The sequence below is a fragment of the Sphingomonas sp. CBMAI 2297 genome (assembly GCF_029870595.1).
Taxonomy (GTDB): Bacteria; Pseudomonadota; Alphaproteobacteria; order Sphingomonadales; family Sphingomonadaceae; genus Sphingomonas.
Genome location: NZ_JAPDIR010000002.1, coordinates 56846 through 80412, shown reverse-complemented (window position 1 = coordinate 80412; position 23567 = coordinate 56846). Strand labels below are relative to the sequence as shown.

Here is a 23567-nt window from a genome sequence, read left to right as displayed (position 1 = left end):
GCAAATCCGCTATGACTCGACGATGCCATCTGCCCTCAGCTACTTTTTGTTACCGTAACTATATTCATAGCCATAGCCATAGTTCCGGGTCTGCGCCTCCAGCTTGGTGAAGACGACGCCCAGAATCCGCGCCCGCGCTGCGAGCAAACGCCCAAGTGCGGTCTTGATGACTCGACGCGAAGCTTCCCGCGCGGCGACCACATAGACCACACCTTCAACGGTCTGTGCCATCAGCGGCACGTCGGCGAGGCCAAGCACCGGCGGCATATCGACCACCACCTGATCATATTCCGTCAGCAGCGTATCGATCAGCAACCGCATACGCCCGCCGCTCAGAAGCTCCGCCGCATTCGGCGGCTGAGGACCGCTGGGCAACAGCGTCACGTCATCCCGATCGCTCTTCAACAGCAGCGGCTTCACATCGGATTCGCCTGCCAGGTAATTGCTGAGGCCGCGCTCATTCTGAAGCCCGAAGGCATAGTGGAGCGACGGCGAGCGCATGTCGCCATCGATCAGCACCACGGTACGGCCCGTGCGGGCGATGATGCGCGCGATCGCCGAAGCGCTCGTGCTCTTGCCTTCGGCGGCCCGGGTGCTGGTCACCATTATCGAACGCGGTATCCCATGATCCGTCGAGAAGCGTAGGCCGGTGACCGCGGTGAGATAGGCATCCGAGGTGATCGACTTGACGTCGTCCAGATCCTGGAGCGGCTGCACGTCTCGCGCGACCGGGATCGCACCAAGGAGCGGCACGTCGATCAAATTGGCGACATCGCCAGGATCCGTGATGCGCTCGTCGATCTGCTCGAGGCCAAAAGTAACCGCGCCCGCGACTATTATGCCCAGGAAACCGGCCAGCAGCAGATTCAGGAGCAGATTGGGGCTCGACGGACTGCGCGGCAACTTCGCCGGATCGACGACGAACACGTTATTGGAGCCAACGCCGGCAACGCCGATTTCCTTATAGCGCTGCAGGAGGGCGTTATACAGTTCGCGGTTGGTATCGACTTCACGCTGGTAGATGTTGAACTGAATCCCCCGGCGCTGCTGATCGTTGAGCTGGCTCTTCAGCTGATCCACCAGGGCGCGCAGGCGCGTCTCGCGCGAAACCGCTTCGTCATACTCACGGTTGACCCCAGTGGATGTGCGACCGCGCTCAGCTTCGATCTCGCGGTCGAGCGATGCCAACTGCGAGGTCAGCGCCTGAACCTGAGGATAACCCGGCTCGAACTGCGCGAGCAGCTTCGAGCGCTCGGCCGCCACCTCGGCGCGACGCGAGCGCAGCGCGACCAGCGCGGTGTTCTGTTGCGAGCTCGGCGTGGTAATGTCCCCGCCGCGGCCAAGGCGGCTCTGCGCCAAGATGCGGTCGGCGGTCGCCGCCGACAGAGCCGTGTTCAGCGCCTCGAGCTTGTCGCCGACCAAGGTGCGATCAGAACGGGTCTTCCCGTCCGCCCCCACAGTCGTGCTCAACGGCACAATTTCCTGTTCCGCCGAGTAGTTGACCAAATCGCGCTCCGACTGTTCCAACCGGCGACGGAGCTGTTCGAGGCGAGTTTCGAGGAAAGCGCGCGCATCGCTGGTCGCGGCGAAGCGCTGCTCGATATTCGACTGGATGAACTGCTTCACCCACTCGTTCGAGATCTGCGCCGAATAAGCAGGGTCGGGCGCGGTGAAGCGTACATCAACCAAGCTGGAATCCCGCACCGGAAGGATCGAGACGCCCGCAAGCAACGTGCCGACGATCTTCTCGAATTCCTGTTCGCGCTGCACGGGCGTAAGGCGCTGCATCGGCCCGTCCGATACCGCAGCGCCACCGCGCGCCAGACCGAAACCTTCATAGAAGCGAGGATCGTCGACAAGCTTGAGCGAACGCGTCACCCGTTCCGCAAGGCTGCGAGCGCGCAGCAACGCATATTGTGTCTGATAGAAAGTGATGTCGGTGATCTTGCTGTCTTCGTCCAGCTCGCCGACCTTGGTGACATTGGCCTTGGCCTTGGAGATCTCCACACGCGTCGTTGCGGTAAATTTCGGAGTGGCGAGCATCGTCACGATCAGGCCCAGCACCAGCGAGCCCATGACGATCGGCAATATGATCCACTTGCGCCGGAGAGCAGTGAACCAAGCGCTCACGAGGAGCGGCATACGCTCGCCCCTTGCCTGAACGCCAACAGACGGGGCGGTGTCGGCGGACTCCGAAACAAGAGATTTCTGTTTAAGGTCGAAAGACTGGGACATCGAGATTTCCATCAGGCGGAGGCGCAAGCCTCAGCGTGCGAGAATGTAGATCAGCGGCGTTAGAATTGCCGGGGTAGCCAGCAGCACGTCCTTGAAGATGCGCCGTGCCTTGGAGTCGCCCACGACAACAATATCGCCCGGATAGATTTCCGGATCGGCATAGTTGCCCAAACGGATAGCCCTCAAATTGTAAATGCCAGCCATACGTTGCCCGCCAACGGTACGAAACACGATGACATCATCGAGCCGCGCATATTCGCCGGTGCCCTTCGCCGTCGCGATCGCGCGGAGCAGCGTCATGCGACCAACGACCGGGTACAGGCCAGGCTCGCGAACCTCACCGTCAACGGTGAATACTTGGCTGACCGTCTCCTCGAGATTCACGCTGACCTGGGGGTTGCGGACATAGCCGCGCAACCGGCCCTCAATGGCCTTCGCCACTTGATCCGGCGTCTGGCCCGATGCCTGGATCACGCCGGCGAGCGGGAAGGAAATCCGGCCGCTCGCATCGGCCTGGATACGCATATCCATGTCCTGAACGCCGAATACCTTGATGGTCAGTTTGTCAAACGGTCCGATCAGATAGGGACGCGCGCTGCCATAAAGGTCCGCATCCTGAGGCGCCGGAAGTCCTTGTTGATCACTCAGCTTGATTGCAGGATCACTGCCATACACGCGATGGTCGACGCAGGCCGCCAGCGCCAAAGCGCAGGCCGTGGTGACAAACAACTTTAACACGCTTTGAAGATCCCCGGCTACTCGTAGCGAGGCCGTGCTTAGACGCCGGGGATGCACCCGTAAAGCGCCTCGATCAGCTTTTCCCCTGGTTCAGACGAACCGATCATCCGGTGCGGCGCAACAATCCGTTTTGAGAGTTGCCGAGATGGTGCGATGGAGGACGCATTGAGCACCTTCGTGGTTCCCCTTCTTGCGCAACCTTCTGACGATTCGAAACCTTGCGGCGCTGTTGTTTGCCGCGACCGCCGGACTGATCGCGATCACGCCTGCGGCCCGCCAGCTCGTAAGGGAAGCGGACGCTACGATGTTCGGATACCGGCTGACGGATGCCTATGCGCAGCTATGGGGGGCGGAGGATTGGAGCGCCGCCCCGCAGCTCCCGGAAGGACATTCGACCGCCTGGGCTCGGCAGCCGGTGCGCATTGCGCATGCCATGGGCAGTTGGGGAAAGCCGGATGAGAACAAGCCGGCCGCACTCGCGGCCGCACTCGCCGCAGGCTATCATATCATCGAAGTCGACCTCTCCTATGGCCCCGACGGGAAACTTCATTGCTTTCACGGCCCCGGCGGCGCCCGCCAGGATGACTGGCCCCTTGAGGAGTTGCTGTCGGCCGCTGAAAAGCAGCCCTTCTTCATCGTGCTGGATCTGAAATCGGATTTCGCTCGATCCGCTGCCGATGTTATGCGGCGCGTGCGCGGCACCCCACTCGAGGAGCGTATCATTTTCCAACTATATAGCCCGGAGGATGTGCGTTGGTTTGCACAGCATGCAGTTGGAACTCACCTGCCCGCGCCGATCGTGACGCTTTATCGCGCACGCCGATACCGGCCACACCTCTTGCCGAATCTCAGCCGTATCCACGCGCGTATCGTTACGATGCCGATCGAGCGGGTCGGCGAGCTTGGTGATGCGCGAGATTTCGCCACTGTTCTGGTTCACCCGCTCCAGTCTTGCGCCGATGCGAAGAGGCTTCGCGTGGCCGCCGGATACATGCTCACCGACGCATCTTGTAACATGGCCCCCAGCCGCGGGAGCACCGTGCGATGAACCGCTGGGCGAGCGGTCTGCGTTCGGAATGGTCTTCCAACCTGCGCAAGCCGGTTTCGGCGCTTGGGCAACGGATTCGCGAGAGCAGGACGACGATCGAATTGACGGGCCTTGTACTTTACCTAGTCCTGCCCAGCCTGGCGTGGAGCATGGTCTACCGGCAACCCAAGCTAGTCGCCGATACGCTCTTGATGATTCCGATAGAGCTTTTTCTGCCGAAATTGGCACGGCCGTTCTGGCGCCTTGCCTGGATCACCGCATGCGGCGCGATGCTCCTGCTCGAATGGAACATCTTCTTCGAGAGCTATGGCTTCTATGCCCATCTCCTGTTCGAGATTGCCCTAACCGGACATGGGCTGGCCATCATTGGCGCCATTCTGTTTTTTGCCATCTTTCTGTTTCTGCCCATTCCCAGCCCGAAGCGACGACTCCAACTGCTGGCGATCGGCACCTGCGCCTATCTATTCGTGATCGGCGTCAAGGCGCTGCCTTGGGGCAAAGAGCATCTTGCCTGGATCCGCATCCCCATCGTCCGCGCCCTCCAAGTGTCGATAAGTGACGGTCCACGCGCCTTTCGGTCTGTCTTGGGCCAGGATGCGGCTCCGGTAACGCACCGGCTATACGACGCGCTCTCCGCAAGACCTGAAGCAGCGCCTGCGAAGATCCTGATCATTCTAGTCGAATCCTGGGGCGAGCGACCGGCCGATCTGGCGCATATCCGCGATGCGCTAGCCGCCATGCCCAGCGTATCCCAGATTGAACTCGGATATAATGCCTTCCACGGATCTACCTTGCCCGCCGAGGTCCGCGAGCTTTGCGGCATGGCGCTGGACTTCGCACACCCGGAGAAGCTCAACCGCAACTGCCTCCCGCGACGCTTCGCCACGGCCGGATATGCGACCACCGCCTTCCATGGTTACGATGGCTTTTTCTACTCGCGCGACATCATTTATCCCGGCCTCGGCTTCCAGAGGAGCTACTTCAAGCCAGACTTGTCCGCTCTTGCCGAGTGCGCAGGCGCCTTTAACGGCGCCTGCGACGACGCCGTCGTAGACAATGCTGTCAATCTCCTCGCGCGCCCGGGGCGCCAGTTCGTCTACATGATGTCGCTGACTGCGCACGCACCTGTCGCCGCGACATCGCTTGCCCGGCCCTATGCGACGACGATGCTCAGTGCCCTCCCCGGCGATCCCGGACAGAAGCTCAATCGGGCCCTAATAGTGCGCGCGGTCCAGCGCATCCATGCGACCATGAACGGGCAAGATGCTCTTTTGTATATCGCGGGTGACCATAACCCGCCCGGCGCGGAACAGGAATTCCAGGTTCCTGCCGGAAAGACGCCTTATCTGCTGATCCGCTTGTCCGGCGCTGCTCAGCCGCGCAATGGAGCTTCCACCTCGCGCCGCGCCGACATCCAGTAAACCGCAACCGCGAAAACGAGCGCGGCAAGAGGCGTACGCAACGGGTAATCGGTCAGGCTCGCCAGCATGAAGAGACCGGAAACAACGCTGCCCGTTCGCGCGAGGACCACCGCAGACCGCGTGCTCGCAGCCCGCCAAGCTCCAAACGCAGCCCTGCTCCACCAGAATGCAAAACCCAGCAGGATCACGATCGCCGGCACGCCGCCGTCGCTGATCAACTCGAGAAGATCGCAGTGCGCATGGTTGAGGTAGCTCAGCCTGAGCAACTCATAGGGCTCCGCCATGCGGAAAGCCGGATCGAACGTGCCGAAGCCCGTACCGAAAGGCATGAACAACACCGCCATGTTCCAAACCGGATGCAGAACCTCGTAGCGTAGTTCGCCAGTGCCATGGCTGGCCAACAGTCGAGTGAGGGCCTGCGCACGAGACTGCAGGACCACGGCCACAATCAGCGCGGCGACCGCGACCACGGCGGCTGCCCCGCCGATCAGGAAGTACTTTCTGGGCAAATCCCGGATTCGAGGAAGCGCGATCAGAAGCCCCGCCAGAATGCCGATCGGCATCAACAACAGGCCGGCGCGCGATCCCGTCACCAGGACGAGCGGGATCAGGAACAGCGCCGCCATCATGGCAAGCATTTCGCGGGGCAGGCGGGCCCTTGCATTCTGCGGCATAGTCACGAATGCGCCAAGCATGGGGAAAAGCGAAACCAGCAGCACCGCCTGGTGATTGCGATTGGCGAAGAAACCGACCGCCGAATTCTCATTGGTAATCTCATATAGATAGAGCGGGCTGCCCGCCGGGCTGACGATCTGCATCAACCCGAGCACCCCGCTCACAAGGCCAACCCCGATAAGCGTCCAGAGCGGGATCTCACGCTGGCTGCGGGCAAGCGCGCAAAGCACGAGCAGAGTCCCGGCCGGCACGAGTGCCGCACACAAGCTATTCCAAGTACGCAGCGGTGAGATGGAGATCGCCAGCCACGACTGCCCAGTCCCGATCGCGTCGGCGACTGCGGCAATCGGTTCATGTCCAGGCAGGTGCCGCCAGACAAAGGGAGGCAGCGGCAGAATCTGAAGCAGCATATAGGCGATGAGCGCACCGAGCAGGAGCAGCGGTCCACGCGCAACGCGATAGCCCTCGAAGGGGACGAAGACGACCGCAAAGGCACCTGCGATGATCGCCGCGATGCGCACTATGGTGACGACCGGCACGTCCATCCGGCTCGCGCCACCAAACAAGGCAGCGATCGTAACCAGCAAAAGGAAAAGCGCCGCAGCCGCAAGATAGTCGGGGCGCAACCTGCTGGGAAAGGACATTTGTTTAAGTTCCCCGCAACCGAACGCCGCAATGCCGAAAAATCGGCCCCTTCAATCGCTTTACCATCAAGATGAGATGTCGCAAGTAGGGGCATGGCAATCTTGAATAGCGCCCGCCGCGTGGCCCTTCGGACGCTGCTGGCGGCGCCGATAGCGGGAACGGCATCGATAGCGATGCCGCAATCGGAGAAGGCCCGCAGCGACCTTGATCGAGGCCCGGTGAACCTGCTCGATTTCATCCCAGCTTCGCTACATCCGGCGATCGCCGCCGGCACGCAGCACTCCGATCTTGCCAAATATTTTCAAGATGCGGCGATGGCGGCAGCCGCGCGTAACGACGGCTCTCGGCTCAGCGCGACCATTTTCGTACCAGATGGCTGCTATCGGGTGAGCAGCGTTGGCCTGCGAGACACCGTATTTCGCGGCGAGAGCCGGGACGGCACCGTTATCCGCGCCGTGACCTCCGGTGGCGCGGACGAGTTCCTGTTCGACGCGATGTTGGATCGCGACAAGGCGGCACGCAACACATCGGGAAATGGCTGGGTCGAGAATATGACACTCGACGCCGGGGGTAGCGGCCGTTCCTGCCTACGAACTTATGGAGGCGGCGTGCGCGCTTCGGCCCTGATCCTGCGCGGCGGCACGATCGGCCTGTCGGCGGGGCTGCCGATCTGGGCAACCTTCGACAACATCTATGCGGTGGACAATGAAGTCGGCTTCCATACATTTGCCGCGAAGGGCGATGGCGGGACTTCGACGAACTTCCGCGCCTGCTGGGCGCTGCGATCGAAACGATATGGCTTCCATATCGGCCAGTTAAGCTATTCCAGCCTGGTAAATTGCGCCGGCCAGGACAGTGGGGTAGCCAATTTCTTCGTTGAAGGCGACGCCAATGGTGCGGGAAGCTGCGAGGCGCTGCAGCTGATCGGCTGCGGGAGCGAAGGCACCGGCTCACCCTTCCATTTCAAACGCTGCCGGCACTTGTCCGTGATCGGCCCGCGGGTCGTATCTCCTGATCCGGGCCGCGACTACATAGTCATGGAAGACAGCGGCGGCGCAATCCGCGAGTTCAGTGGCGCGCCGTCCGCTCCCGCCTTCGGCATCGGCGTCCGCAATCATGGCGCGGGCGACGGAGCCATTCTCGTCGAGGGAAGCGATGTGACCTTCGATCCGGATATGGCGCAACTATTCACGCTCGTCGGCACAGTCGCGAATGGCATCAACACCATGATGACGGAGAGAATGGCTTGGCGTAGCGGGCGTGTGCAAATCGATGCGGCGCTCAGCGCAGTGGGCGACGTCCCATTTCTCGAATTCACCCATGGCAAGGACAGCGCGTTGGCGCTCACTGGCGGCAGCGTGATCTTGGGTGCGGAGCCGTTGAAGGCACCGGCCAGAATGCTCCGCCCCGGCCAGGTCGCCATCGAGATCGACTCCACTGGCTCCGGATTGATCCTGCGCTTCAAGGATCGACAGGGGCGACTGCGTGCGGTACGGCTGCCGGCGCTCCCGATTGGCTCCTAGCCTGCCGTAGCTACTGGCCGAACCACGGGGCGCCCCAGCCAGATAGTGAGCAGCGGGACCGGCGCTAGGAATACGGCATAAACCAGCATGAGATACTGCACCGGCAGATGATGCGTGCCGATCCAGAGCGCACAGAGCGGGAGCATCGTGGCGAAAAGATTGACCCCGAAACCGCGCCAACGCCCGAGATGGCTGAGCAGATAGGTGAGACCGAGCCAGTTCGCGCCTCGAAACCCCTCCGCCACGCAGATCGCCAGCGCAGACGCGACTATCCCGACCGGGAAGAATGGCAAGAGCGCCGCTGCCGCCGTGCTGGCGACCCACAACCCAAGCGCGCTCGGCCGCAAGATGTTCGAGGCGCGCATGACGATCGCGGTCCACACTGCCGCGCCAACACCGTTCACGATCAGGCCGAAGGATTCAACATGCTCCCTGGGGATGGCGTGCTGGGCGTCGAATATGTCGCGAAGCGCGATCAAAACGACCGGAGCAATGCAAATCGAAGGCAATTGCATGATCACCGAGTCCACGGCGTCCGAACGGTCGCCGCCGTCGATCGGCCGGGACAGCAGCCAGTAGAGAAAGCCCGCAGTCGCTACAGCGCCCACGGCCAAGGTGAACGTGCCAGCGCACAGAACCAGGAGAATGAAAGGCGGCACAAGGTCCCACACCGCCGAGCGTATCTGCCCCATCGCGCTACGCAGGTAGAGCAGCATGAACTGGCAGGCATAGAAGACCGCAACCAGCGCGAGCAGTCGCGGAGTCAGCACCAGATCCGCAGAATAAAAGGCCAGAATGAACAGCGAAAGAAGAGGCGCCAGATAGAGATACAAGCCCCTTGGACGCAACGCCGACAGCCCGTCTCCCCGCCGCAACTCCAGCAGCAGGAAGATTGAAAACGTGCCGATATAGCCGCTGCGCAGCAACGAGATGATCTGCGGCGGAATGCCGAGCCTGCCTGATAGCTGGACGAGCCCGAGCCACAGCACGCCCGACGCGATAAGCAGGGTTACCGACCTCACCGGCGCTCACGCGCCAGGCGGCGCAGCAGCGCATAGGCAAGACTGCCGGCATAGGAACGCGGGCGCAGCGACAGCGATCGCCGAGGCACGTCGTCGAACAGATGATGCTCCACGAAGATGCGCTGCAAGCGTCCGCTCATGTCCGCGAGATTCCACCTGCCGTCCTGCGATTCGATCCAACGCGCCAGCCTTGCCTGCGAATGGGGGTCGAACAACGGCTCCCCTTCCTCGACAAGCTTCCGGGCCCGGCCAATCGCCGCTTCCAGCGAATCCGCCAGCGTACCCGCCAATGCCAATGGCAGCACGACGATCCTGCTGTTCGGACACCGGCTGAAGCGGGGGGGGGCGAAGTGGGAGAAATTGTCCAGCCAGCCAGCGATCTTGCCACGCCGTGCATCCGCGTACATCGCGCGAACGATCGGTCGAGATGCCGTGCTGATGGTCCAATTGCGCCCATAGCTGTCGTTGAGTAGCGTCAGCCGCCCCCCCCCCGAAAGCAGCCGAAGTCCTTCGAGCCAGCCCGAGAATTCCTGAAACGCGTTGGAACCACGCACGATCCGCAGCCAATCCTCGCCTCCGTCGCCCGCTTCCTCGTCAAGATGCCCGCCATTGTCGATGACAAGGACACGCTTGAAGCGGATACCGGCATTCGCTTGGAAATCCCCCAGCAGCGCGCCGAGTTCCGCGCGCGAGCGCGTGTAATAGGTCACCAGCAGGAGGCAATCGCTTCCCGCGTCCGGATCATGGCCTAGGATCATCGGTCAAGCGGCCTGCGGGCAAGCAGGATGATCTCATCGCCGATCTCGCGCCCCTTGGCGATCGCAAGCTGTTGCGCGCGATACTGACCATCGGCCGCAAAAAGACGTGCGAGCTTAGCTGCATGCGCCGCGGGCTTGCCTGCCCCGCCGGCGCTGACTTGCCCCATCCAGGCCGCGCTGCGCCCGGAGGTCCGCACCAACTGTACTTCGAAACCTGCATTACGGGCCAGCTTTCCCAGCGCACGTGCGGTAAAAATCACCAGGTGCCGCGGTGCTTCGAACCCGCGCCAATATTTCCCCCACTCGACGCGGGTCGCACTTTCGATGTTCGGCGTCACCACCAGCAGTTTCCCGCCCGGCCGCAATATTCGATAGGCCTCCGCCATGGCCCTCGCGGGATTATCGACATGTTCGATGACATGATGAAGCATCGCGGCGGCAGCGGAGCCATCAGCAAGCGGTAGCGCTTCAGCAGTACCCAATCGCAAATCAATCTGCTGCTTCTGCCCCATCTCAACCGCCGACGGATCGGGCTCGATGCCGATTGCGTGCTCCCACCCCTCTCGGCGCAGGCGCGACAGCCGCCCTCCATCGCCTGCCCCGATATCGACGATGGTTTCCCCGCGCTGTGCCGGCAGGGCCCCCGACCCATCCCAGATCGACTGTTCGGCGATCCATCCGAGCAACGGCAAACCCGGTCCTGCGTCGTCAACGGGATTTCGCAGCCGCTGCGCCAACGGCGCGAGCATCTCGATCGCCGCTGCGGAACCGTCCGAGCCTTGATGTGTATAATAGGTTCGATAGGCTTGGCGCAGCGCTTCGGCGTCGGGGCGCGGCGACGGGAAGGCCACGCCGCAGTGCTCATCGCCGCACTGGAGGTAGTCCCAGCTGCCCGGCGATCTAAAATAATAATCCTCAACGCCCGCGGCGAGCAGCTGCGCCGACGATGCGCAAATCGGGCAAAGCGTGGCTTTCGTCATCCGAAACGCGACCGCAGTTCGAGCGCCAGGCGCCGATAACGAGGATCGGCGAGATATGACAGGGGCCGGCGCAGCAATTTGAGGGCGATTGCCTTACCCCAGGCGCCCTTCGCCCAGACCGCACGCGTCAGCTCAGCGCCACGCGCATGATCACCACGCCGATGCGCCTTCAGTGCCTCGAGAAGAAGATAATAGACTTCACGGCGCCTGATCGCAGAGGCGTAGCGCGGATAGCGCGCCGTGATCGCTCCCAGCACCATCAGATTCTCCTCGATCAGCGTGCTCACGACCTGCTTGTCCTTGCCGATGCTGCGTTGATGCTTCCGATAGCGCACGAAGCAGCCATCGAGCCGCACATAGGGGCCCCCGAAAGCAATCGTTTCGAAATCGAAGAGATAATCATTGTGGAAGCGAAAGCGCGGATCGAAACCCGCAGGCATGCGATCACGCCGCACTAGCAGCGTGGAGGGCAGCATCTGGACCCGAGGGTCGAGCATGCGGCGTGCATCGACCCGATCGATCTTGAATGCCCGACCTCCATATAGGCGCGAAAACAGGCCAAGCACTTCCCCCGACGGCCATTCGAAGACTTCCGCATCATGGTAGCACCCCGACACTTCGGGTTGCCGGTCGAGCATCTCGACCTGGCGGACGATCTTGCCCGGCAGCATCACGTCATCGCCGCCAAGCCAGGCGACGAATTCGCCCCGCGCAGCCTTCAGGCCAGCAGTCATGTTCGCAGCGATCCCGCCATTGGTATCCGATAGGGCCAGGCGGATGATGTCGGGATGGCGCTCCGCCCATTGGCGGGCGGCATCGGTGGTGCCGTCGGTCGATCCGTCATCGGCTATGACGATCTCCAGGTCGGAAAAAGTCTCAGCCTGGGCAAGGCAACCCTGGATCGCCTCATCGAAGAACTCGAGCTGGTTGTAGCAGACGATCACGATGCTCACGCGCGGGGCACCGGCTTCGCGATTCGGGAACGCGCTCATCGCGCAGGCGCTCGCAATAGGGAAGCGAGCTCGCCCGGCCTCAGCATCAGCCGCCCAAATTCGGCATAGCTCCTGAAAAGCCGCTCCCAGCGCTTCGCAGTGGGCTCGAGCACCAACCGCCAAAGCCCCTCCATGCCGATCCGCTGGACCAGTTCCGGCGAGCGCGGCAGCAGCCCGGCGAGCATCTCGAAGCTGCCACCGATGCACAGGATCGGCGTATCCGGATAGGAGGACCGCGCAAGCGCCTGCGCGAGAATCTCCTGCTTGGGTACGCCAAGTGCAATCATGATCGAACTATAGCCCGCGCCATATTTGCCTGTGATCCTCCGCGCGACCGCCTCGGCATCGGCTTGACGCCCAATCGCGAAAACGGAATCGTCCTGGATGAAATCGACAGCGGGATATCGGGTCCGGATCGCCGCCATCACCTTTGCCGTCGAACCGATCACCAGCACCCGCTTGCCGGCGGACCGCTCCAGCCAGACGCCGACGATACGATTGCCCGCCACCAGGGGCAAGCTGCGGCCGAACGCACGCTCACAAAGCTTCCATGCCCCCCGTCCGTCAAGGCAAAGGCGAGCATTCGGATCATGGAGGGTGGCAGCCAACTCCGGCGAGCGCCGGCTTTCGTAGAGATGCTGCATATTCACCGTCACGAGAAACCCTCGCGGCAGTGATACGCAACTTTCCAGGCTCAGGAAATCGACCTCGGTCATGCAGGATCCTCCGCGCCTCTCAGCTTGGCTGCGTCGGCGACGACGTCGCCATCTGCCGCCGTGCGGCTTTTCGACTCGAACTCGCGACGGAAGCAACCGCGGCCATCGCGCCAAGCATGATCCCCCCGTTGAGGCTGCCATAGTCCAGCACTGGAACGATCGCCAAGTAAACCAGGGTGGCGAAAGCCACCAGGATCGTGCCGGGTAGGTACAATGCCTTGAGCGCGAAGCGTAGCCAGAACACGATCAGGCCGAATGCCACGACCACGCCGAGCGCGCCGTAGCGGTAGATCAGCACCAAGGGACCATAATCGGACGTGAAGAAATTGGACGCACGGCCGAGCTGCGCCTTCTGCGCCGCTTCGGGTACGAAACCGACGCCGAAGGGAAACGCTTCCTGCGCATAGTGCACGGCGAGCGCATAATCGCGACCGGCCACCTGCTGACCTTGCTGAAAGATGCTTCCGACGACGAAATAGACGACGATGACCATCGCACCGACGAGCGGCCATCGCAGGATCGGCACCCGCGCATATATCCACTGCGCGAGGATGCTGCCAAGCAATACCGTCTCCGAACGGCTCGTGGTCAGCAGCCCGATATGGAGCATGAATACGCCGAGCACGGCATAATCGGCGAAGCCGGGTTCTCGGCCCTGGCGCTGGAGAACGAGGCCCTTCACCCACATCGCCACCAGCGGCCCGACAATCGAGAGCACGAAACGATCGAACGAGCGATCGGCCAGCTTCAACGCACCGCTGCCGACATAGGCAACGGTGACATAGGCATCGAGGAGAAGCATGAAAACAATATATGTCCGCACGAGCCGGTCGATCGTCTCGATCGATGCGGTGCGCAGAAAGACATAGGCGGCCGGCGCACCGACGATGAAGAAACCGAAGCGCGCTTCTTGCAGCGCACCCAGGATGTCGGTCTCGTACTGCAGGTTCGCGATCAGCCAGCCGTAGAGAAAGCGCACCAAGACCAGAGCGGCCGCATAGCTCGTCCAGCGCACCAGCCCCGGCACCTTGGGCGTGAGCCAGAGCAGGACACAAAAGGTCGCGGCTTCGCAGACCGACACGAGCGGCCGGATCCAGCTGTTCTCGCCCATCTGAGGAAATTGCTGGAGCGAAGCGATGGTGAGGAAGAAGGCGAGGAGCGTGATGCCGATCCTCGACGGGCGCTTCACCTGCACATCCTGTTCCGCGGGGGATCGGGTGCCAAGGACGGCGCTGGTCATCGGCGCTGCGCGGGGTCTTCGGCCAGAGCCGCGTTGACCGCCTCGATCACGCTTTCGGCCTGCGCGGCACTGAGCTGCGGCCCGATCGGCAGGCTCAGCACCTCATCGGCCATGCGCGACGCGATCGGCTGCTCCTCGAATGTCCAGGCTTCGCCGGCATAGGCCTGCTGCTTGTGCGGCGGGACCGGATAATGGATCAGCGCCTCGACGCCGCGCTCAGCAAGCGCGCGAACAAGCCAGTCGCGCTGAGCATGGCGCACGACGAACAAGTGCCAGGAACTCTCACCCCAATTGGTCTCCGCCGGCAAGGTCAGCCCCGAACCGGCGAGCCGCGCACGATACGAGGCAGCGATGGCCTGGCGGCGACCGTTCCATTCCTCCAGATGATCGAGCTTCACACGAAGCACCGCAGCCTGGATCGGATCGAGGCGACTGTTATAGCCGACCAGGTCATTGCGATATTTCACCGAGGATCCATAGTTGCGCAGCATACGCAGCCGATCCGCGACCTCCTTGTCCGAGGTGGTGATCGCGCCCGCATCGCCCAGCCCGCCCAGATTCTTGCCCGGATAGAAGCTCCAGGCCACCGCCCGCGAGTGAGCGCCGATCCGCTTGCCCTTATAACGTGCGCCATGCGCCTGGGCCGCGTCCTCGATCACCGGGATGCCGTGCCGCGCGGCGACTTCATGGACGCTGTCTAGATCGGCCGGCAGCCCATAGAGGTGCACGGGGAGGATCGCCTTGGTGCGCGGCGAGATCTTGGCTTCGATGCGCGCGGGATCGATGTTGCAGGTCGCCTCGTCGGGCTCGACCGGGATCGGGATTGCGCCGATCTGGCTCACCGCGAGATTTGTCGCGATGAAGGTGTTGGAAGGGACAATTACCTCGTCCCCCGGCCTCACGCCAAACACAAGCAGCGAGAGCTTGAGCGCATCCAGTCCATTCGCCACGCCAACGCAATGCTCAGCGCCGCAATAGGCCGCGAATTCCGCCTCGAAGGCCTCGACCTCCGGCCCGAGAATATACCAGCCGGAATCGACCACGCGCCGTACCGCAGCGTGAATCGGCTCGGAGAGTTCCGCCGTCGCAGCCTTCAGATCGAGAAACGGAACAGTCATCCGATGCGCTTTCGGTCTACCAGATAGGTTTCGTAATCGCGGTGATAATCGGCTTCGTCATAGCGCTGCGAGGCGAGAACCATGCAAACGGAGCCGGAGGAAAAATTGTCGAGCTCCCGCCAGATCATCGGGCAGATATAGAGCCCGCGATAGGAGCGGTTGAGATGCACGCGGCGGCGGGAGATCCCGTCATCAAGCACTACGTCGAAGCTACCTGACATGGCGATCATAAGCTGCTGAAGGCCGCGATGCGCGTGCCCTCCCCGCTCGGAACCGCCCGGCACATCGTAGAGATAATAGACGCGCTCTATGGCGAACGGGATATGGCGCTCACCCTCGATGAAGGTCAGATTGCCGCGCGGATCGTGGATCCGCGGCAGGTCGATCATCTCGCAGCAATCGAGAAGCGGTTTCATATCGGCCTCGCAGGGTTTCCGACCACGGTAGTGCCCGGTGCGACGTCACGTGTGACGACAGCGCCGGCGCCTACCATGGCCCCTTCCCCAATTACTAGTCCGGGCAGGATGACCGCCCCGCCGCCGATGCTGCACCCCTTGCCAAGACGAGTACGCTCGATCGTGAAGTCGCGATTACCGGAACGCGGGTGGCGATCGTTGGTGAACGTCACATTCGGGCCGATGAACACATCATCCGACACGTCCAAACCGTCCCAGAGCTGCACCCCCGACTTGATCGTCACCCGGTCACCGATGGTAACATCGTTCTCGATGAAGACGTGCGCACAGATGTTGCAGTCGCGCCCGACCGACGCACCATCGAGTATCACGACATATTGCCAGACACGAGTGCCGGCGCCGATCCGTTCTCCCGGAGCGATCGCACTGGCATGCACGAAAGCCTCCAGGCGCGGGCGCCCCCCTTCTTCACCGGTCGCCATCGCCTATTTCGCCCCGTGGCCCGACACCACGATCCGAAAAGTCAGCAGGACGATGAGCACATCGAGCCAGAAGGAGAAGTTCTTGATATAGTAGAAGTCATAATAGAGCTTGCCGCGCACTTCGGTCACGTCCGCCACATGGCCCTGCCGGACCTGCGCCCAGCCGGTGATGCCGGGGCGAACGATGTGGCGATAATGATAGAAGGGAAGCTCCGCCTCATACCATTCGGCAAGCGGCTTTGCTTCTGGACGCGGACCGATCCAGCTCATTTCGCCACGGAGAATGTTCAGGATCTGCGGCAGCTCGTCGATCCGCGTACGGCGAAGGAAACGTCCGACCCGCGTGATCCTCGAATCATTCTCCTGCGTGATCGCCGCATCGCGCGCAGACACTTCGGCCTTGGCGCGCACCACATGATTCATCGTGCGGAACTTGAAAACGCGGATGCTCTTGCCGCGAAAGCCCACCCGCTCCTGACGGAAGAAAACCGGCCCGGGGGTGTCGAGCTTGATGAGCAACGACACGATCAGCAGCACGGGTGCCAAGACAAGCAACGCCGCCACGGCAGCTAGCCAGTCGATGCTCTGCTTGATCTTGAAATAGGCCTGGTTGGGATTGAGCGACCCCAGCGTATTCTCTGAGAGATGCTCGATCTCGCTGCGCCCGGTCAGCTGCTCGATCGTCTGCTTCACGCCATAGACCGGTACGCCGGCAAGCGCCGCATCCGCGATCATGCGTTCCCACTCGTCCGCGGGATCAGCACGCAGATCTGCGACCACCCCATCCCAGCCGGGCTGCGGTGCGACCGGTGCCTTCAGCATGATCCACTCGACTCCCTCAAGCCCGAGCACCTGCTCCGCATCGCCGCCAGGGACCACGGCGAGACGATAGGTCTTCGCGCGATAGGCGAGAATGAAGATAATTGTGAACCAAAACAGGCTCGATAGATAATTTATGATGAAGGGCACGCGGCTATAGTCTAAGCGCAGGTTGAAAAAACACAGCACGACCAAAGCGAACGCAGCCGAGAAGCTAGGAATGATGTAGCCGACCGAAGAAAACCCCGGAAAGACACCCAGTCGACGCTGAACAAAATAACCCAGAACAATCGAAATCACCGAGCCGATCAGGCTATTCTGCTCGGGCTGGACGCTTGGCTCGAGCCCGGTCATCAGATAGCGCAGCACAGCCGGCACGATGATGGCCAGGATCAGCCCAACCCCCAATTGCGTGCGAATGCGCGCAAAATGCGATGCGAAGCGCGGCCGCGCCGGCGCATCCTCGGCAACGAGCGCATTGGACTTCACGCGATGCCGCCCTTCGGCAGTCGCGTCGCGCGCACCGTCGCCGGCCGAGGTAGAAATGCGTGCCTAGCCACCCGTCCCACCAAAGATTTTCCACCCTGCAAAGGCCCGAAAAACTCCAACGCCCCCAACCTCAAGCGCGAAGGCACGACCCGAAAAACCGCCGGAATGGCAATATTCTCAATGCACTCGCCATCTGGCATCTTCAACCCTCAATACCAACCACCGTGCACGGCACCTGCTCAAGGATCGCAGCAATCACCGGACGGAGCCCATCGTCGAACCCCTGCGCGCGAAATCCGAACACTTCGGCGAAATGTGCGGAATCGAGCCGTGAATTGGCCGGCCGCCGGGCGCGTGTCGGCCACTCCGATGCGGGAATATCACGCACATGCGCTGCAGGCCCGCCCATCTCGCCGCTCAAGGAGAATATCCGACGCGCGAAATCCGCCCAGCTACATGCCTCGCTGCCGGCGAAATGATAGAGACCCGACCGCCAGGCCGCTCCGTCACCGCTCCATTGCCCCGCCACCTGCAGCAACGCATCCGCGATATCGAATGCCGAAGTCGGGCAGCCGATCTGATCGCTGACCACCGACAATTCGGCGCGCTCTTCGGCCAGGCGAAGCATGGTACGCACGAAATTGCCGCCGAACGGGCTGTATACCCAGGCAGTTCGCAGAATCAGCCATTCGGCACCGGATTCCCGAACAGCTTGCTCACCGCGGAGCTTCGTGGCGCCGTACGCCCCGATAGGTCCGACCACATCCTCTTCTCGATAGGGACGGTCGAGCGTGCCGTCGAAGACATAGTCAGTGGACAGGTGCACAATCGGCGCCCCCATGGCGGCGGCGGCGCGAGCGAGAGCCCCGGGACCCGCGGCGTTCACCTTCTCGGCAACAGCCGGCTCCACCTCCGCCCGATCGACCGCGGTGTAGGCAGCCACGCTGAACACGAGATCGGGCGTCAGGCGCGCGACTGCCTCGTGAATTGCCTCGGGCCGAGCAAGATCGAGTTCCGGCCGCCCCAGGAACAGGAGCTCATGCCCAGCCGATCGCGCTGCCAAGGCGCGCGCGACCTGGCCATCGCGTCCTGTCACCAGGATGCGCATCAGCCGCCTCCAAGCCGTTCGCCGGCATAGGTGCCCGACCGGATCGGGTTCCACCACCAGCGGTTCTCGAGATACCAATCCACCGTCCTGGCCAGGCCGGTCTCAAAGCTTTCCTGCGCCGACCACCCGAGATCCGTCTCGATCTTCGACGGGTCGATCGCATATCGCCGATCATGGCCGGGGCGATCCGACACGAAGGTAATCAGGCGGCGTCGCGAGCTGCCGTCCGCGAGTGGCACACGCGCATCGAGGGCATCGCAGATCGCCTCGACCACTTGGAGGTTGGTCCTTTCCTCGCGGCCACCGACATTATAGCTCTCTCCCACCGCGCCCCGGGTCACCACCAACTCAAGCGCGCGCGCGTGGTCCTCCACGAAAAGCCAGTCGCGGACATTCTCACCGCGCCCATATACCGGGAGCGGCTTGCCCTCAAGCGCATTCAGGATCGTCAGGGGGATCAGCTTCTCTGGAAAATGGAACGGGCCATAGTTGTTCGAGCAGTTCGATATGACCACCGGCAGGCCGTAGGTTTCGTGCCAAGCCCTCACGAAATGGTCGGACGCTGCCTTGGACGCCGAATAAGGCGAGGACGGGGCATAGGCCGTCTCCTCGGTAAAGACCCCGCTGTCGAAAGGCAGGTCGCCGAAGACTTCGTCAGTCGAGATGTGATGGAAGCGGAACGTGGCTCGGCGCTGCGTATCGAGCTCGCGCCAATATTCCAGGGCAGCGCTGAGCAGCCGGAAGGTTCCGACAACATTGGTTTCCACAAAGGCACCAGGCCCATCGATCGATCGATCGACGTGACTCTCCGCCGCAAGATGCATAATCGCATCGACCTGCTCGGCGCGCAGCAGATCAAGCACCAACGGAACATCCGCGATATCGCCTTCTACGAGGCGATAATTGGGCGCGTTCTCAATCGCCTTCAGGGAAACTGGGTTGCCCGCATAGGTGAGCTTGTCGAGATTGACGACCCTGACGCCACCCCGCACCAAGTGCCGGCACACGGCGGACCCAATGAAGCCGGCACCGCCGGTAACTAATATCGTGCGCATCAGCACTCCTAGAGCGAGAATGTCGGTACATGGTCGCGGAATGCGGGGGCCACGGCATCTTTGGGCGACATCGTAACCTCACCGGCATCGGGCCAGCGGATGCCAACGTCCGCATCGTCCCAGCGGATCGCTCCCTCGTGCGCCGCCGAATAGGGCGCGCTGACCTTGTAGAAAACCTCGGTATCCGGAACCAGGGTCATAAATCCGTGCGCGAAGCCCTTAGGTACGAACAACTGGTTCCATTTCTCCGCCGAGATCTCACACCCGACCCAGGCACCATAGGTCGGCGATCCTTCGCGGATATCGACCGCAACATCGTAGATCGCGCCCCGCGAGACACGGATGAGCTTATCCTGCGCGAAGGGCGCCACTTGGAAATGCAGTCCACGCATAGTTCCCGGACGCGCAGATACGCTCAGATTGTCCTGGAACCAGTCGACCTCGATCCCCTGGCACGCGAGCAGATCACGCCGGAAAACCTCCGAGAAAAAACCACGATCGTCCGAGAAGCGCGGCGGCACGATCTCTATGAGATCAGGGATGGCCAGTCGGTTGAACGCGATCACCTGGCTTCATCCACCACGCGACGCAGGAAAGCCGCATAGTCGGTTTTTCCCATCATCGCTGCGCGCGCCAGGACCGCTTCCGCATCAATATAGCCGAGGTTGAACCCGATCTCTTCCGGGCAACCGATCTTCACGCCGGTTCGATGCTCGATCGCCCGAACGAAGGAGCCTGCCTCGTGCAGGCTCTCATGGGTGCCCGTATCAAGCCAAGCATAGCCGCGACCGAGTTGCGACACGCTGAGATCGCCACGATGCATATAATGGAGATTGATGTCGGTAATCTCGAGTTCACCACGCGGCGACGGGCGGATCGAGCGCGCGATATCCGTCACGTCGCGATCATAGAAATAGAGGCCGGTAATTGCCCAATTGGAGCGCGGCTTAGCCGGCTTCTCCTCAATGCTGGTCGCACGACCAGTGGCCGGATCGAAGGTGGCAACCCCATAGCGCTCGGGATCCTCCACCTGATACGCGAAGACCACTGCTCCGCCCTGGCTTGCAGCGGCGGCCGACGCTCGGCATTTCTCCGCCAAGCCGGCACCGTGATATATATTGTCGCCAAGGATCAGCGCTCCGGCGTCACTCTTAAGAAAATCGGCACCGATGATAAAAGCCTCGGCGAGCCCGTTGGGCTCCGGCTGCACGGCATATTGCAAATTGATTCCAAAGGCCGCCCCGTCTCCGAGCATGCCTTCGAAGACCGGAAGATCGCGAGGCGTGGAAATGATGAGGATATCACGCAGCCCGGCCAGCATGAGCGTGGACAGCGGATAGTAAATCATCGGCTTGTCGAATATGGGAAGCGCTTGCTTCGAAACCGCCAGCGTAGCCGGATAGAGGCGAGTACCGCTACCGCCGGCCAATATGATCCCCTTCATCCGAACCTCATTTCCTGCAAGGAAGACCCCACCCCGATCTAGCGTCGGCCACACCGCCATTGCAGGAACCGCCGTCTCAGCCTCGGCCATTCCGTTGGGCAATACCGGCAACTGCCGTCCATCATGAACGGGACCTCGAAGGGTCGCCCTCCTGTCGTCGTTGAGGCCGCGGACCTAACAGTGACGCCATTCGTTTACAAGTGCGCACTACGGCAGCGCAGCATGCCAAGGATAATGGATTATACCATTGAAAATACAAAATAAAATATCGCAACAACAGTCGTTGCAGCGCATCATTTCAGTTCAAGGACACTGAACCAATTCTTCGACTCAACCGATGGTGCGAACGCTCCATCGGCAACGCATCCCGCCACGGCTCTGACATGCTTCATCCTGCCACAGCCCTGACATGATTCTAGTCGCTTCGCTCCCGGCATGATTTCGGCGATGCTCTTGCGCGATTACCGTGAAGGACAGCACTTGCCGCCCGGCTCCGGCAATGGCAGCTGCGCTGGGTAAAGTTCATCGCCCCGATCTCAAAGCAGCACCAGCAGACCGGCCCGAGGCCTTGGATCATCGCCGGGTATCCGGCGCTGCGAGAGAAGCTGCGATCCAGAGCATCGAGGCACCTTCCGGCGTGAGATGGTCATCATCGAAGTACAGCGGTGCCCCGGCACGGGTGAGCGTGCAACGGTCCACGCCACATAGTGCGCGATCCGGGCGGACACGGATCAGGCCAGGTACATCGCCCAGCGCGTCAAACGCCTCAAAGATCGGCGCCTGACGGCGCAGGAACCCGGCCCTGCTGGTCGTAAGCCCGTCCGCGCGCTTCACGCCTAGCATGCGCATCCTGGCGAGGGTTATCGGAACATTCCATCCCGCTTCGGGCACCGGATAGATCAAGATGACGCGCTTGCCTCCCTTGAGAAGCCGGCGCACCGCCACGGAATAGCCCTCAAGGATATGCGAACGCGCCGCAGGAAGCGTGGCCACCTCCCAGCTTGCCTCCACACCGCCTTCGCCGTTGTCGAAACCGGTACGCTCAAGATCATAGGCCCACCGCGCCGCAAGCACCACAGTCTGGATGCTGGCATCTTGCAAGACCCGCTCAATCGCCCCAGCGTGGAAGGCGGCGCATTGGCGATGAAGGGCATCGAGTCCCGCCACGGGCAAGATCGGCGCGCAACCGGCGCGCGTGAACAGCACTGCACGCTCGTGCCTTGCCCACAACCCTTCGGAGAAAGCCGGCGCCAAGGCGATAGCATGTGAATCGCCCAGGATCGCCATTGCTGCCGGGCCTGCCGGATCTCCTATCGTACAGGCCGTATCCAGCCTACGGGCCGCGCCGGGAGCGAGGGAACATTCAACCTGCCGGGCGATGTTGGCCCGCGCCAACCCACCTGCCAGCGCCCGCTGCTCTGCGGAGAAGCGTTGCGGAAGCCCCCCGCTGAACCACAGCGCGGCCGCGCCCGCCGCGAGGACAAGGGCATAGGCCGCCAAACCCACGAAGCCGGCGGCACTTACGCGACCACGCCGGAAAGGCCTCTCGATCCACCGCCAACTCATGGCACCCAATAGAAACGATACACCGAGAAGGCCCAGCGAGGGTGACAGGCCGACATGGTCAATCGACAGCAACCGGGCAAAGGCAAGCAGCGGCTGATGCCATAGGTAGACGGAATAGGAAATCAGGCCGATCGCCACCAATGGCCGCGTGGCAAGCATGCCCCCGACGATCGTGCCCGGAACCGAGCAGCCGATGATCAGCGCCGTGCCGGCGATGGTGGGCAACGCGGCCCAGCCGGGGAAAGGCGTCGTCGCATCGTAAAGGAAGACAGGCAAGACGAGCAGCACAACTCCGAGCAATCCCGCTGCTTCGGCAAGCGCACGCCGCGCCCGCATCCTATCGCGCAACGCCGGCTCGCCGATGGCGAGCAGCCCACCGACAAGCAGTTCCCAGCTTCGGCTGGGCAGAAGGTAGAAGTTCGCGCCCGGATGGGTTCCGCTCAAATGCGTCGACAACGCGAAGGAGGCGATCGCCACGAGTGCCATTGAGGCAACCGCGACGCGATCACCCATCCTGCGCAGCAACAGCAACGCCAGTGGAAAGAGGATATAGAACTGCTCTTCGACCCCAAGGCTCCAGAGATGCACCAGGGGATTGGGGCCCTCGGGCGCCGCGAAATAACCTTGGGGCTGGCGCCAGAGATAGATATTTGCAGCGAAACACAGAGAAGCGAGCATTTGCGCCCCAAAGGACGCCACCACATCGAGATCCACCACCAGCATCGCCAACAGCGAGCAACAGGTCAGGACGACCAGCAATGCCGGGAAGATGCGCAGGATGCGCCGCGCGTAGAATTGCGACAGGCGAAAAGTGCCTAGCGCGGTCTCGCGCCAGATGATGGATCCGATCAGATAGCCGCTGATCACGAAGAAGATATCGACGCCGGTAAAACCGCCGGAAAAGCCAGGAACCCCGGCGTGAAACGCCATGACCGACAGCAGCGCCACCGCGCGCAGGCCATCCACTTCAGCACGATAGGGAAGTACCGCAGCGGGCTCGCCACTACGGGCCACGGTCCGGCCTTCAGCACTCATGGCGGCACGCGTCTATCCGCAACCCGTTCGCCCGACGCCTGC

General features: G+C 62.2%; 21 protein-coding genes. 3 read left to right on the top strand and 18 right to left on the bottom strand.

Annotated features, from left to right (window positions below):
- Positions 1–39: 39 nt before the first annotated feature.
- Positions 40–2235 carry a polysaccharide biosynthesis tyrosine autokinase gene (locus tag OMP43_RS03080; RefSeq protein ID WP_280278198.1) on the bottom strand — a complete coding sequence of 732 codons (2196 nt, stop codon included), beginning with the start codon at positions 2233–2235 and terminating at the stop codon, positions 40–42.
- A 30-nt stretch (positions 2236–2265) separates the two neighbouring features.
- Positions 2266–2973, bottom strand: a complete 708-nt coding sequence (locus OMP43_RS03075; RefSeq protein WP_280278197.1) for a polysaccharide biosynthesis/export family protein — start codon at positions 2971–2973, stop codon at positions 2266–2268.
- A 190-nt stretch (positions 2974–3163) separates the two neighbouring features.
- Between OMP43_RS03075 and OMP43_RS03070 the strand changes: the two genes are divergently transcribed.
- Together OMP43_RS03070 and OMP43_RS03065 are read left to right on the top strand one after the other, a co-directional pair.
- Complete coding sequence (locus tag OMP43_RS03070) at positions 3164–4021, top strand: hypothetical protein (RefSeq protein WP_280278195.1); 858 nt, start codon at positions 3164–3166, stop codon at positions 4019–4021.
- Positions 4018–5442: a sulfatase-like hydrolase/transferase gene (locus OMP43_RS03065; protein ID WP_280278194.1), complete on the top strand. Its 1425-nt coding sequence runs from the start codon at positions 4018–4020 to the stop codon at positions 5440–5442. The genes OMP43_RS03070 and OMP43_RS03065 overlap by 4 nt, the downstream gene beginning before the upstream one ends.
- Here the strand turns inward: OMP43_RS03065 and OMP43_RS03060 are convergent.
- Positions 5394–6761, bottom strand: coding sequence for an O-antigen ligase family protein (locus OMP43_RS03060; protein WP_280278193.1), 1368 nt, complete (start codon positions 6759–6761; stop codon positions 5394–5396). The two genes, OMP43_RS03065 and OMP43_RS03060, sit on opposite strands and share 49 nt — an antisense overlap.
- A 93-nt stretch (positions 6762–6854) precedes the next feature.
- Between OMP43_RS03060 and OMP43_RS03055 the strand changes: the two genes are divergently transcribed.
- Entirely contained in the window at positions 6855–8285 is a 1431-nt protein-coding gene (locus OMP43_RS03055) for a hypothetical protein (protein WP_280278192.1), read from the top strand.
- Here the strand turns inward: OMP43_RS03055 and OMP43_RS03050 are convergent.
- The 15 genes from OMP43_RS03050 to OMP43_RS02980 form a co-directional block, all read right to left on the bottom strand.
- Positions 8282–9307: a hypothetical protein gene (locus tag OMP43_RS03050; RefSeq protein WP_280278191.1), complete on the bottom strand. Its 1026-nt coding sequence runs from the start codon at positions 9305–9307 to the stop codon at positions 8282–8284. The two genes, OMP43_RS03055 and OMP43_RS03050, sit on opposite strands and share 4 nt — an antisense overlap.
- On the bottom strand, positions 9304–10065 hold the full coding sequence (locus OMP43_RS03045) for a hypothetical protein (RefSeq protein ID WP_280278190.1): 762 nt from the start codon (positions 10063–10065) through the stop codon (positions 9304–9306). Before OMP43_RS03045 ends, OMP43_RS03050 begins: the two co-directional genes overlap by 4 nt.
- Positions 10062–11045 (bottom strand): class I SAM-dependent methyltransferase, encoded by a 984-nt coding sequence (locus tag OMP43_RS03040; RefSeq protein WP_280278189.1) that lies wholly within the window; start codon positions 11043–11045, stop codon positions 10062–10064. The genes OMP43_RS03045 and OMP43_RS03040 overlap by 4 nt, the downstream gene beginning before the upstream one ends.
- On the bottom strand, positions 11042–12037 hold the full coding sequence (locus OMP43_RS03035) for a glycosyltransferase (RefSeq protein WP_280278188.1): 996 nt from the start codon (positions 12035–12037) through the stop codon (positions 11042–11044). The genes OMP43_RS03040 and OMP43_RS03035 overlap by 4 nt, the downstream gene beginning before the upstream one ends.
- Entirely contained in the window at positions 12034–12753 is a 720-nt protein-coding gene (locus OMP43_RS03030; protein ID WP_280278187.1) for a WecB/TagA/CpsF family glycosyltransferase, read from the bottom strand. The genes OMP43_RS03035 and OMP43_RS03030 overlap by 4 nt, the downstream gene beginning before the upstream one ends.
- 19 nt (positions 12754–12772) lie before the next feature.
- Positions 12773–13993 carry a hypothetical protein gene (locus OMP43_RS03025; RefSeq protein WP_280278186.1) on the bottom strand — a complete coding sequence of 407 codons (1221 nt, stop codon included), beginning with the start codon at positions 13991–13993 and terminating at the stop codon, positions 12773–12775.
- A complete protein-coding gene (locus tag OMP43_RS03020; RefSeq protein ID WP_280278185.1) occupies positions 13990–15111 on the bottom strand; it encodes a DegT/DnrJ/EryC1/StrS family aminotransferase in 1122 nt (373 codons plus the stop codon). The genes OMP43_RS03025 and OMP43_RS03020 overlap by 4 nt, the downstream gene beginning before the upstream one ends.
- The gene (locus OMP43_RS03015; protein WP_280278184.1) at positions 15108–15527 is read right to left on the bottom strand and encodes an FdtA/QdtA family cupin domain-containing protein; all 420 of its coding nucleotides are present in this window, start codon (positions 15525–15527) and stop codon (positions 15108–15110) included. Before OMP43_RS03015 ends, OMP43_RS03020 begins: the two co-directional genes overlap by 4 nt.
- Complete coding sequence (locus OMP43_RS03010) at positions 15524–16009, bottom strand: acyltransferase (protein ID WP_280278183.1); 486 nt, start codon at positions 16007–16009, stop codon at positions 15524–15526. The genes OMP43_RS03015 and OMP43_RS03010 overlap by 4 nt, the downstream gene beginning before the upstream one ends.
- A gap of 3 nt (positions 16010–16012) precedes the next feature.
- The gene (locus OMP43_RS03005; RefSeq protein WP_280278182.1) at positions 16013–17317 is read right to left on the bottom strand and encodes a sugar transferase; all 1305 of its coding nucleotides are present in this window, start codon (positions 17315–17317) and stop codon (positions 16013–16015) included.
- A 202-nt stretch (positions 17318–17519) separates the two neighbouring features.
- Positions 17520–18425 carry a dTDP-4-dehydrorhamnose reductase gene (gene rfbD / locus OMP43_RS03000; RefSeq protein ID WP_280278181.1) on the bottom strand — a complete coding sequence of 302 codons (906 nt, stop codon included), beginning with the start codon at positions 18423–18425 and terminating at the stop codon, positions 17520–17522.
- The gene (rfbB, locus tag OMP43_RS02995) at positions 18425–19480 is read right to left on the bottom strand and encodes a dTDP-glucose 4,6-dehydratase (protein ID WP_280278179.1); all 1056 of its coding nucleotides are present in this window, start codon (positions 19478–19480) and stop codon (positions 18425–18427) included. Before rfbB ends, rfbD begins: the two co-directional genes overlap by 1 nt.
- 8 nt (positions 19481–19488) lie before the next feature.
- Positions 19489–20046: a dTDP-4-dehydrorhamnose 3,5-epimerase gene (rfbC, locus tag OMP43_RS02990; RefSeq protein ID WP_348538586.1), complete on the bottom strand. Its 558-nt coding sequence runs from the start codon at positions 20044–20046 to the stop codon at positions 19489–19491.
- Entirely contained in the window at positions 20043–20924 is an 882-nt protein-coding gene (gene rfbA, locus OMP43_RS02985) for a glucose-1-phosphate thymidylyltransferase RfbA (RefSeq protein WP_280278177.1), read from the bottom strand. The genes rfbC and rfbA overlap by 4 nt, the downstream gene beginning before the upstream one ends.
- Positions 20925–21497: 573 nt before the next feature.
- Entirely contained in the window at positions 21498–23525 is a 2028-nt protein-coding gene (locus OMP43_RS02980; protein ID WP_280278176.1) for an acyltransferase family protein, read from the bottom strand.
- Between the last annotated feature and the right edge of the window lie 42 nt (positions 23526–23567).

Coding starts and splice junctions, on each gene's coding strand:
- OMP43_RS03080 (WP_280278198.1), bottom strand. CDS start 2,235: ATGTCCCAGTCTTTCGACCTTAAACAGAAATCTCTTGTTTCGGAGTCC.
- OMP43_RS03065 (WP_280278194.1), top strand. CDS start 4,018: ATGAACCGCTGGGCGAGCGGTCTGCGTTCGGAATGGTCTTCCAACCTG.
- OMP43_RS03060 (WP_280278193.1), bottom strand. CDS start 6,761: ATGTCCTTTCCCAGCAGGTTGCGCCCCGACTATCTTGCGGCTGCGGCG.
- OMP43_RS03055 (WP_280278192.1), top strand. CDS start 6,855: ATGGCAATCTTGAATAGCGCCCGCCGCGTGGCCCTTCGGACGCTGCTG.
- OMP43_RS03045 (WP_280278190.1), bottom strand. CDS start 10,065: ATGATCCTAGGCCATGATCCGGACGCGGGAAGCGATTGCCTCCTGCTG.
- OMP43_RS03040 (WP_280278189.1), bottom strand. CDS start 11,045: ATGACGAAAGCCACGCTTTGCCCGATTTGCGCATCGTCGGCGCAGCTG.
- OMP43_RS03035 (WP_280278188.1), bottom strand. CDS start 12,037: ATGAGCGCGTTCCCGAATCGCGAAGCCGGTGCCCCGCGCGTGAGCATC.
- OMP43_RS03030 (WP_280278187.1), bottom strand. CDS start 12,753: ATGACCGAGGTCGATTTCCTGAGCCTGGAAAGTTGCGTATCACTGCCG.
- OMP43_RS03025 (WP_280278186.1), bottom strand. CDS start 13,993: ATGACCAGCGCCGTCCTTGGCACCCGATCCCCCGCGGAACAGGATGTG.
- OMP43_RS03020 (WP_280278185.1), bottom strand. CDS start 15,111: ATGACTGTTCCGTTTCTCGATCTGAAGGCTGCGACGGCGGAACTCTCC.
- OMP43_RS03015 (WP_280278184.1), bottom strand. CDS start 15,527: ATGAAACCGCTTCTCGATTGCTGCGAGATGATCGACCTGCCGCGGATC.
- OMP43_RS03010 (WP_280278183.1), bottom strand. CDS start 16,009: ATGGCGACCGGTGAAGAAGGGGGGCGCCCGCGCCTGGAGGCTTTCGTG.
- rfbD (WP_280278181.1), bottom strand. CDS start 18,425: ATGCGCATCCTGGTGACAGGACGCGATGGCCAGGTCGCGCGCGCCTTG.
- rfbB (WP_280278179.1), bottom strand. CDS start 19,480: ATGCGCACGATATTAGTTACCGGCGGTGCCGGCTTCATTGGGTCCGCC.
- rfbA (WP_280278177.1), bottom strand. CDS start 20,924: ATGAAGGGGATCATATTGGCCGGCGGTAGCGGTACTCGCCTCTATCCG.
- OMP43_RS02980 (WP_280278176.1), bottom strand. CDS start 23,525: ATGAGTGCTGAAGGCCGGACCGTGGCCCGTAGTGGCGAGCCCGCTGCG.